At 35.1% G+C, this 11,701-nt stretch carries 5 protein-coding genes; 3 read left to right on the top strand and 2 right to left on the bottom strand.

Annotation, left to right across the window (positions count from 1 at the left end; all coding sequences use genetic code 11):
- Positions 1-87: 87 nt before the first annotated feature.
- From J5G60_RS12195 to J5G60_RS12185, 3 genes are all read left to right on the top strand, one after another.
- Positions 88-3,522 carry a pyruvate carboxylase gene (locus J5G60_RS12195; RefSeq protein WP_150358497.1) on the top strand — a complete coding sequence of 1,145 codons (3,435 nt, stop codon included), beginning with the start codon at positions 88-90 and terminating at the stop codon, positions 3,520-3,522.
- A 209-nt stretch (positions 3,523-3,731) separates the two neighbouring features.
- Positions 3,732-4,586, top strand: a complete 855-nt coding sequence (locus tag J5G60_RS12190) for a patatin-like phospholipase family protein (protein WP_150358498.1) — start codon at positions 3,732-3,734, stop codon at positions 4,584-4,586.
- A gap of 60 nt (positions 4,587-4,646) precedes the next feature.
- On the top strand, positions 4,647-7,568 hold the full coding sequence (locus J5G60_RS12185) for an insulinase family protein (protein WP_150358499.1): 2,922 nt from the start codon (positions 4,647-4,649) through the stop codon (positions 7,566-7,568).
- 54 nt (positions 7,569-7,622) lie between these two features.
- Here the strand turns inward: J5G60_RS12185 and J5G60_RS12180 are convergent, their stop codons facing one another.
- Together J5G60_RS12180 and J5G60_RS12175 are read right to left on the bottom strand one after the other, a co-directional pair.
- Positions 7,623-9,407: a carbon starvation CstA family protein gene (locus J5G60_RS12180; RefSeq protein ID WP_150358500.1), complete on the bottom strand. Its 1,785-nt coding sequence runs from the start codon at positions 9,405-9,407 to the stop codon at positions 7,623-7,625.
- A 250-nt stretch (positions 9,408-9,657) separates the two neighbouring features.
- Positions 9,658-11,448 (bottom strand): carbon starvation CstA family protein, encoded by a 1,791-nt coding sequence (locus J5G60_RS12175; RefSeq protein WP_150358501.1) that lies wholly within the window; start codon positions 11,446-11,448, stop codon positions 9,658-9,660.
- Positions 11,449-11,701: the final 253 nt, after the last annotated feature.

Genomic DNA, 11,701 nt, shown 5'->3' with positions numbered 1-11,701 from the left:
ATAATAATATTGTATCGCTCAAATTTAATGGTATAAGCTAATAAATATACAAAAATATATAATTTTTATAAAGGGGATGAGTAATCTATGAGAAAAATTAAGAGAGTACTTGTGGCAAATAGAGGGGAAATTGCTATAAGAATATTCAGAGCTTGTCAGGAATTAGGGATAACTACCATAGCGATATATTCTAATGAGGACAAGAGATCTCTTTTTAGAACTAAAGCTGATGAGTCCTATTTGATAGGGAAAGATAAAAATCCAGTAGAGGCATATCTGGATATTGATGAGATAATAGATATAGCTCTGAAGAAAAAGGTAGATGCAATACATCCGGGATATGGGTTCCTTGCAGAAAATTCTGAATTTGCAAGGAAATGTGAGGAAGCTGGTATAGAATTTATTGGACCAACTTCAAATATGATGGAGATGCTTGGTGATAAGATAAAATCCAAGATTGTAGCAAAAAAAGCCGGAGTGCCAACCATACCCGGAGTTCAAGAACCCATAAGAACAGAACAGCAAGCTTTGGAATCTGCAAAATTTTGTGGGTATCCTGTCATGATTAAAGCAGCAGCTGGTGGCGGCGGAAGAGGCATGAGAATAGTCAGAAAAGAAGAAGATCTTATAGAGGCATACAACAGTGCAAAGAGTGAATCAAAAAAGGCTTTTGGCTCAGAAAACATATTTATTGAAAAATATATTGAAGGCCCTAAACATATTGAAGTTCAGGTACTTGGTGATAAATATGGCAATATAGTGCACTTGTATGAAAGGGATTGTTCCATACAGAGAAGACATCAAAAGGTAATAGAATTTACACCGGCTATAGCTCTGTCAAAGGAAAAGAGAAATGAGATATGTGAAGATGCACTGAAAATTGCAAGAACTGTAGGATATAGAAGTGCAGGAACACTGGAATTCTTAGTAGATAAAGGCGGTAATCACTATTTCATAGAGATGAATACCAGAATTCAGGTAGAGCATACAGTGAGTGAAATGGTTACAGGAATAGATATTGTCCAGGGCCAAATACTTATAGCTGAAGGCTATCCGCTTAATTCAAAAGAAATAGGTATAAATTCTCAGAATGATATTAAATTAAATGGCTATGCCATACAGTGCAGGGTCACTACAGAGGATCCACTGAATAATTTTGCACCGGATACTGGAAGAATAGACATGTATAGGACAGGGTCCGGCTTTGGAATAAGATTGGATGGTGGAAGTGGATTTACAGGAGCAGTTATAAGCCCATATTATGACAGCCTTCTTGTAAAAAATATATCCTGGTCAAGAACCTTTGAAGATGCGATAAGAAAATCAATACGTTCCATAAAGGAAACTGTCATATCTGGTGTCAAGACAAATGCTGGATTTTTGATAAATGTACTGAACAATGAAAAATTCCACAGAGGTGAATGTGATACTAATTTCATTGAAAATACTCCTGAACTGTTTAACATAGATCCAAGGCCTGATGAAGATCTTAGAATAATGAAGTTTATAGGGGAAAAAGTGATAAATGGGACACATGGTAAAAAGCCAAGCTTTAATGTTCCAACTGTACCAGTTGTAGAAAAAGGACTGAAGCTTACCGGAACCAAGCAGATATTGGATGAAAAGGGTCAGAAGGGGCTTGTTGACTGGATAAAGTCTCAAAAAAAGCTTTTGCTCACTGATACCACTATGAGAGATGCTCATCAGTCATTGATGGCTACGAGAATGAGAACCAGGGATATGTTAAAGATAGCAGATGCCCAATCAGTATTGACAAAGGATCTATTTTCCATGGAAATGTGGGGTGGAGCTACTTTTGATGTAGCCTACAGATTTTTGAAGGAATCACCCTGGGAAAGGCTTGAAAAATTAAGAGAAAAAATACCTAATATATTATTCCAGATGCTCTTAAGGGGAGCAAATGCAGTTGGATATAAAAATTATCCTGACAATGTAATAAGAGAATTTATAAAGCAGTCTGCTAATTCAGGTATTGATGTGTTTAGAATATTTGATTCTCTAAACTGGCTAAAAGGTATGGAGGTTGCTGTAGATGAAGTTTTAAATCAAGGTAAAATAGCTGAGGCCTGCATGTGCTATACGGGAGATGTGTTAGATAGTAATAAAGACAAGTATACATTGAAATACTATGTAAATTTAGCTAAAGATATAGAGAAGACGGGAGCTAATATCCTGGGAATAAAGGATATGTCTTCGCTTTTGAAACCTTATGCAGCGTATAAACTCATAAAAGCCCTTAAAAATGAGATATCCATACCGATACATCTTCATACTCACGATACTACGGGAAATGGAGTTGCAACGCTTATAATGGCTTCTCAGGCAGGAGTTGACATTGTGGATACTGCTTTCAGCAGCATGTCGGGACTTACAAGCCAGCCGTCACTTAATTCCGTAGTGGCAGCACTTCAAAATACGGAAAGGGATACGGGGCTTGATCTTGATAAACTTCAAAAAATATCAGATTATTGGCAGGATGTAAGGCCTGTATACAGCCAGTTTGAATCAGGTCTTAAATCCAGTACTGCAGAGATATATAAATATGAAATCCCTGGAGGTCAATATTCTAATTTAAAGCCTCAAGTGGAGAGTTTTGGACTAGGCGATCGTTTTGAAGACGTAAAGAATATGTATACCAGAGTAAACAAGATGCTTGGAAATATAGTCAAAGTGACCCCATCATCTAAAATGGTAGGTGATCTAGCTATATTCATGGTGCAAAATAATTTGAACGAGGAAAATATATATGAAAAGGGAAAGAGTTTAAATTTTCCTGATTCTACGGTTTCTTATTTCAAAGGTATGATGGGTCAGCCTATGGGAGGATTTCCCAAGAAACTTCAAAAACTGGTATTAAAAGGAGAAGAACCTTTAGCTGGCAGACCAGGAGAATTTCTACCGCCTGAAGATTTTAAGAAGATAGAAGAACACTTGAGTAAAAAATACAAGAGAAAATTTGATGGAAAGGAAATTATCAGCTACGCTCTTTATCCTGATGTATTTGAAGATTACTTAAACTATGTAGACAAGTTTGGGGATCTCAGTCATATGGAAAGCAGCACATTTTTCTATGGACTTTCTGAAGGTGAATTTTGTGAAGTTGAGATGGGTCAAGGACGCAGTTTATATGTACAATTACTGGATATTACAAAAGCTGATTCTGAGGGATATAGATTTTTGGTATTTGAAATAAATGGAAATAAGAGAGACATAAGAATAAAAGATAAATCATTCTCTGCGGGATCTGTAATTCAGGAAAATTCATCTGTGATGGCAGATCCGGATAATGATAAGGAAATAGGAGCAAGTATACCGGGAAATATTGTTAAGACACTTGTAAAGACCGGAAGTGAAGTTAAGGAAGGACAGAGTTTGATTGTAATAGAAGCTATGAAAATGGAAACAAATGTTACAGCAACTACTTCAGGAGTAGTTGAAGGTGTGTTTGTAAAAGAAGGCCAGAGGGTTAGAACCGGTGAGCTTTTAGTCAAATTGAAATAACACAATTCTAAAAGATGTTTCTATAATGTAATGGGCACCACTGAAATTTCTCAGGAGTGCCCATTTCCTATTTAGTTCACAATTTACAGTCTACTTTGTTTTTTTACGCCTTCACTAACTCACCTATATGTGCTAAAATAATATATTAATAATAAAATTTTACCTGGGAAATATATATAATAACGGGCGAAAGAGGGGCAAAATAGTATATGGAGAATATAGGATTGGTTTTGGAAGGTGGAGGAATGAGAGGGCTGTATACTGCTGGAGTACTGGATTTATTTATGGAAAAAAATTTATATTTACCTTATATTATAGGGGTCTCCATGGGAGCCTGTAATGCGTGCTCATATCTTTCAAGACAAAAGGGAAGAAATAAAAGAATAAATATAAATTATGTAGATGATCCCAGATATTTAAGCTGCAGAAATCTTATATTTGAAAAGGGAATTTTTGGAGCGGATTTTATTTTCAATGAAATACCAAATAAGCTGGAGATATTTGATGTAGACACATTTAATAAATCAAAAGAAAAATTTATAGTTGGCACTACAGACTGTGACACTGGAAAACCCGTATATTTTGAGAAGAATAAATGTCAGGACGGTGATATATTTGATGCCGTAAGGGCTTCCAGCAGCTTGCCCTTTATGGCTTCCATCGTAAAATTCAAAGGGTTGAATTTGCTTGATGGGGGAATTTCTGATCCCATACCCATAGAAAAATCTATAAAAGATGGCAATAAAAAGAATATAATTATTTTAACCAGAAATAGAGATTATGTGAAAAAGCCTTTCAAGATGAAATTCTTGGCCAGAAGATTATATTCTAACTATAGTGGATTGGTAGAAGCCATGATAAACAGACATAGAAAATACAATCATACTTTAAGGTATATAGAAAAACTTAGAAGAGAGGGAAGTGTTTTTGTGATCAGACCCAAGCAGCCCTTGAAAGTGAAAAGAATAGAAAAAAATAAACATAAGCTTACGGAATTGTATAATCAGGGATATAGAGAGGCACTGGAGTGCTATGATAAATTAGAGGATTGGATTAAGAAATAGGAAAAATCAAGTCCGTGGGGCAGAGAGCTTCACGAGTATATGTAAAGGAGAATCGGTGATATGCATGTAGGGGAAATTTACAGTGGTTTTAAACTGCTGGAACAGAAAAAATTAGAGGACATAAATTCTATAGGAATGTTTTTTTATCATGAAAAAAGTGGTGCAAAACTGTTCTTTTTAGAAAATAAGGATGACAATAAGGTGTTTTCCATAAGTTTTAGAACTCCACCGGATGACAGCAGAGGAGTACCTCATATACTTGAACATTCTGTACTCTGTGGTTCAAAAAAATTTCCAGTGAAAGAACCTTTTGTGGAATTGGTAAAGGGATCTCTCAATACTTTTTTAAATGCAATGACTTTTCCTGATAAAACCATGTATCCAGTTGCAAGTGTAAATGACAGGGATTTTGAAAATCTCATGGATGTTTATCTTGATGCAGTTTTTCATCCTAATATATATAAGTATCCTGAAATCATGATGCAGGAAGGATGGCATTATGAATTGAATAGTAAGGAAGAGGATATAGCTTATAAAGGTGTGGTTTACAATGAAATGAAGGGAGCTTTTTCATCTCCAGAATCTATATTATTCAGGAAAATGCTTGAATCACTTTATCCGGATACTCAATATGGAGTGGAGTCTGGAGGTGATCCTGAGGTTATAACACAGCTTACACAGCAGCAGTTCCTGGATTTTCACAGTAAATACTATCATCCTTCCAATAGTTATATATATCTATATGGTGATATGGATATAGAGGAGAAACTTAAATTTTTGGACAGTGAGTATTTAAACTATTTTAATAGAAGAGAAGTGAATTCTGATGTATTGGTGCAGGAACCTTTTCATAAGCGTAGAGAGATGGTGACAGAATATCCTGTTTCGAGTGCGGAAAAAGAAGAAGATAAAACTTTTTTGAGTTTGAATTATTCTGTTGGGACGGCTGTGGATAATGAATTGTATTTAGCTTTTGATATACTTGAACATATGCTTTTGGAAACTCCATCTTCACCTCTTAAAAAGGCATTGATTGATGCTGAAATAGGCAAAGATGTATTTGGTGTATTTGAATCTGGTATACTTCAGCCCATGTTTGGAATAGTAGTTAAGGGCTCCAATGAAAAAGAAAAATATAGATTTCAAGAAATAGTTGAGAAAACGTTAAAAAATATCGTAGATAAGGGTATGGATAAAAAGCTGATGGAGGCTTCTATAAATATAAAGGAATTTCAGCTCAGGGAAGCAGACTATAAGGGGTATCCAAAAGGGCTTATATATGGAATGAAATGTATGGATGGCTGGCTGTATGATAGTGAGCCATGGATCCACCTTACCTATGAGTCAGTATTAAATAAGATAAAATCGCAGCTGGATAATGGTTATTTTGAAAAGCTTATTGATAGGCACATCCTAAAAAACAATCACAGTTCTATACTGGTAATTAAGCCTAAAAGAGGTCTTGAAGAAAGAAAGGATGAACTGTTAAAAGAAAAATTAAAAAATTTTAAGGATAGTCTTTCAGAAGATGAAATTGAAAAAATAATTCAAGATACAATGAAGTTGAAAAAGAGACAGATGGAGAGGGACGGCAGGGAGAATCTTATGAAAATACCTCTTTTATCCCTGAAAGATATAAAACCTGATGCCAAAAAACTTGAGCTTGTAAATAAAAAAATACAGGATGTAGAAGTACTGTTTTATCCTATATTTACCAATGGAATCTATTATATAAATCTGTATTTCAATACAGAGGGCGTCGAAGAAAAATTTATTCCATATATATCGCTTTTAAGTACTGTACTTGGAAAGGTAAGTACAGAAAATTATTATTATGAAGATCTAGCTAAAGAAATAAATATATATACAGGTGGAATAAATTATTTTTCACAGCCTTTTGCAAAGAATGGGAGCAGCAGGAAATTTTATCCTAAATTTATAGTACGCTCAAAGGTTCTTATAAATAATTTGCCGAAATTGCTTTCTATATTAAAGGAAGTAATAAATCATACTGGATTTGATGAGAAAAAAAGGTTGAGGGAGATAATTCAGGAGACTAAGTCCAGAATTGAAATGACTATTTTTGAAAGGGGTCATATAGTAGTTGCAAATCATGTATCTTCATATTTTTCACCTGCAAGTAAGTATGAAGATATGCTGAATGGACTGGAATTTTATAAATTTATATCTGATTTGGAAAATAATTTTGAAAGTAAAGCAGACGAAATAAGGCATAATTTAGAAAGAGTTTCTAAGGAGATATTTACTAAAGATAATTTGCTTTTGAATATAACCTGTGATGAAAGAGATTATAATAATTTTGAAGACAACGTAGGAGAGCTTATATCTGAATTTAAAAATAATAGATTTGATAAAATTCCATATAAACTTGATTTAGAAGCCAAAAATGAGGGACTTATGACATCTTCCAAAATACAATATGTGGCTAAGGCCTATAATTATATAGATCTTGGATATTCTTATAGTGGAAGTCTGCAGGTCCTGAAATCCATAGCAAATTATGAATACCTGTGGAATCAGGTGAGAGTTCAAGGAGGTGCCTACGGCAGCTTTGCCTCTTTTCAGAGAAATGGAAATATGTTTTTTACATCTTACAGGGATCCAAATTTAAGAAATACTGTTGAAATATATGATAGAGCTGGAGAGTTTTTCAAAAATTTTAATGCGGATGATAGGCAGATGGTTAAATATATAATAGGAACCATATCTAATTTGGATTTTCCGCTTTCACCTTCAATGGAAGGGGAACGTGCCGCAGAGAATTATATAAGGCATGTAACTTACGAAGATTTACAAAAAGAGAGAAAGGAAATATTGGATACTAAAGTGGAAGACATAAGAAAATTTTCGGACCTTATTTCCAGTGCAATGATCAAAAACAACATATGTGTTCTTGGAAATGAACAGAAGATAAAAGAAAATAAAAGCATGTTCAAAAATTTGATAAATTTATTTGAATAGATATGTAAATATCCACAATGTGAATAAAATTTTATTCACATTGTGGATTGATTTTTATACTACGGTATCCTTATCGGCAGTTTTAACATTTTTTAAATCCCTTAGCCATACTTTAGTACTCTCGTAGATTATAACTACAAGCAGCAGCAGAAGTATTATGGAAAGTACAACTAGAAGTGTTTCGCCCTTAGGTATATAGTTACCAAATATATTTGAGAAGGAAGCTGTAATGGTTATTATGGATATAGCTATCATCGGGATTACGGTTATCATGGCATATTTCTGTTTTTTCATCTTTATAATTATAGTAGTACCAATGGCAAAAGCTATAGCGGCCAGCATTTGATTTGCAGTACCGAACAGCGGCCAGATTGTTGATATATTGCCGGTGTAGAGAAGATATCCCCAGGTAAATGACATAAGAACGCTAAATAATACTATATTTGCCCAGGAGTTTTTCTTTGCAAAAGGCTTGTATATCTTTCCAAAAAGATCCTGGAGTAAGTATCTGCCTACTCTGGTACCTGCATCTATAGTTGTTAGAATAAACAACGCTTCAAACATTATACAGAAATGATACCAGTAGGACATTAATCCTTCCATACCCGGTATTTTGTAAAATACGTAAGACATACCTACTGCCAGTGATACAGCGCCTCCGGGTCTTCCAGCTAGTTGCTCTCCTACCATTTGTGACAGCATAGGCAGTTCCTTTGGAATCATTCCAAGTTTATCAAATACGGCCGGTGCGGAGTTTATAGCAAAGTAGTCGGCGGTTGGAAGACATGTTGCAGCTATCAGTGCCATCAGTGCTATAAAGGATTCTATGAGCATTGAACCAAAGCCTATAGGAAGTATGTCCCTTTCATTTGAAATAAGTTTAGGTGTAGTACCGGAGCCTATAAGTGAGTGGAATCCCGACAATGCACCACAGGCTATGGTTATGAATAGGAATGGAAATACCTTGCCTGGTACAATAGGTCCCCCTCCGCTTATGAATTTAGTGAGTGCCGGCATCTGAAGAGTAGGTCTTACAAATATAATTCCTATTACCAGTAATGCTATAACGCCGAGTTTCATATAAGTACTCAGATAATCTCTCGGCAGCAGTAGGAGCCATACAGGTAAAACAGCAGCACAGAAACCGTATACAGCTAAAATAAGTGACATTTGTTTAGTATTGAAAGTTAAAAAAGGAGCTAAGGCTGTGTGCTGGATATAAGGTCCTAATGCAACTCCCAGTATGATGAGTGCCATACCAATAATAGTGGCTTCAGCTATTTTACCAGGTCTTAAGAATCTAAGATAAATACCTATGAAAATTGCTACTGGAATGGTAAAGCCAACTGTAAAAGTACCCCAGGGACTGTTGTAAAGTGAATTGACAACAGGAAGCCCAAGGCCTGCCATACTTATTATCAATATGAAAATGACTGCTATAGAAGTTACAAATCCCATTCTCTCCCCTAAATTTTTTCTGGCAATTTCAGCAATGGATTCACCATCTTGCCTAACTGAGGCAAATAGGATTACCATGTCGTGGACAGCACCTGCAAATACACCACCGATTAAAATCCACAGTGTACCTGGCAGATAACCGAATTGAGCTGCTAAAACTGGTCCAATTAATGGTCCTGCACCTGCTATTGCGGCAAAATGATGTCCAAGCAATATCCACTTGTTAGTGGGAACGTAATCATGACCATCCTCAAATTTTTTAGATGGCACTTCTCTTGTCTCATCCAAGACCAGAACTTTAGCGGCTATAAATGAACCGTAAAATCTATAGCCTAAGACGAGTACAAGAGCTCCTATGATTACCAGTACCAGTGAGTTCATATAAATTCCCCCTTATAAATTATTTAACATATAATGTTAATGTCATTATAACATGAATTTTCAATCAATTCAGCTAATATGGGGTGAAATGACAAAAAAGATATATGAACGGTATTAATTCCAATGTAAATGATATATGAAAACATCAGCTGCATAGAATTGAGAATTAAGATTATTTATAAAAAAGGTTGTCCCACAACAATTTTTGGGGCAACCCGCATGTAAAATTATATTATGATCTATATCATTATTAAACGGCGTTATTTTCTCTAACTTTATCAAATTTTCCGGATTTTAAATCTGAAATCCAGTGTCTGATGCTTTCATAGAGTATAACTACTAGTATAACTATAAGCACGAAGGATAATACTGTAAGTAAAGTTTTACCATTTGGAATATAGTTTCCTGTTATATTTTCAATAGATGCTGTTAAAGTAGCTATACTTATAAAGGTCATAGGCAATACTGTAAGAGGCATGTATTTTCTCTTGCCCATTCTTATGAGTACTGAAGTACCTATGGCAAAGGCTATAGCTGCCAGACTCTGGTTGGCTACACCAAATAGAGGCCAGATAGTTGATATATTACCGGTGTAGAGAAGGTATCCCCAGGCAAATGACATAATAAAACTAAAGAATATTATGTTAAACCACGAATCTTTCTTTGCAAGTGGTTTGTAAATCTTACCTACAAGATCCTGAATTAGATATCTGCCTATTCTGGTACCTGAATCTATAGTTGTTAAAATAAATAGTGCTTCAAACATTATGCAGAAATGATACCAGTAAGACATTAATCCTTTCATGCCCGGTATTTTATAAAATACATAAGACATACCTACTGCCAGGGATACACTTCCGCCTGGTCTTCCAGCTAGTTGCTCTCCTACCATTTGTGAAAGCATAGGCAGTTCTTTTGGAATCATTCCAAGTTTTGCAAATACTGCTGGTGCAGAGTTTATAGCAAAGTAATCAGCAGTTGGAAGACATGTTGCAGCTATTAGAGCCATCAATGCTATAAAAGATTCTATAAGCATAGAGCCGTATCCAATAGGGAGTATGTCCCTCTCATTTGAAATAAGTTTAGGAGTAGTACCAGAACCTATAAGTGAGTGGAATCCTGACAGTGCACCGCAGGCTATAGTTATGAATACGAACGGGAATACCTTACCCGGTACTATAGGTCCGCCTCCAGATACAAATTGAGTGACTGCTGGCATATTCAAAACCGGTCTAACTAGTATGATACCTACTACTAGAAGTGCTATAACACCAAGTTTCATATAAGTGCTTAGGTAATCTCTTGGAAGAAGCAGAAGCCATACAGGCAAAACAGCAGCACAAAAACCATAAATAGCTAGGATAAGAGACATCTGTTTAACGTTAAATGTCAAATATGGAGCTAAAGCTGTGTGCTGGATATAAGGTCCTAACGCAACTCCCAATATTATAAGTGCCATACCGATAACGGTAGCTTCAGCTATCTTACCAGGTCTTATAAATTTAAGATAGATACCTACAAAAATTGCTACTGGAATGGTAAAGCCAACTGTAAAAGTACCCCAGGGACTGTTGTAAAGTGAGTTCACTATTGGAAGACCAAGGCCTGCCATAGTAATTATCAATATAAATATAACTGAAATTGATGTGATGAAACCCATTCTTTCGCCTAAATTTTTTCTCGCAATTTCGGCAATGGATTGTCCATCTTGTCTAACTGAAGCAAATAGAATTACCATGTCATGAACTCCACCAGCTAATACACCGCCGATTAAAATCCACAGCGTACCTGGCAGATAACCAAATTGGGCTGCTAAAACTGGTCCAATTAATGGTCCTGCACCTGCTATTGCAGCAAAATGATGGCCTAATAATATCCACTTGTTAGTGGGAACGTAATCATGACCATCTTCAAATTTTTTAGATGGAACTTCCCTGGTCTCATCTAAAACTAATACTTTAGCTGCGATCCAGGAGCCGTAAAATCTGTAACCTAGAACTAATACAAGAGCACCTATAATTACAAGTACTATTGAGTTCATAAAACAACCTCCTTTAAGATTCAATAAATAAATACAATTAATGCTTAATGGTTTACATATAATACTTAATGGTTTACATGTAGTGACTAATTGTTCCATGCATAATGATAGTATGAATCTATTAATTTTTCTATCTAAATTCTCCGAATTGATAAAAAAATATATTAAAGAGTCGAAATAAAAGGTTAAGTGACATTTTTTAAAATGATATTTTTATTAGCTATAAGTTTAATTTTGTTATATAATTATATAT

Origin of the sequence: Clostridium sp. HV4-5-A1G (assembly GCF_900184915.1) — a bacterium.
Lineage (GTDB): Bacteria > Bacillota > Clostridia > Clostridiales > Clostridiaceae > Clostridium_B > Clostridium_B aromativorans.
This window is presented reverse-complemented; position numbering and strand designations above follow the sequence as displayed.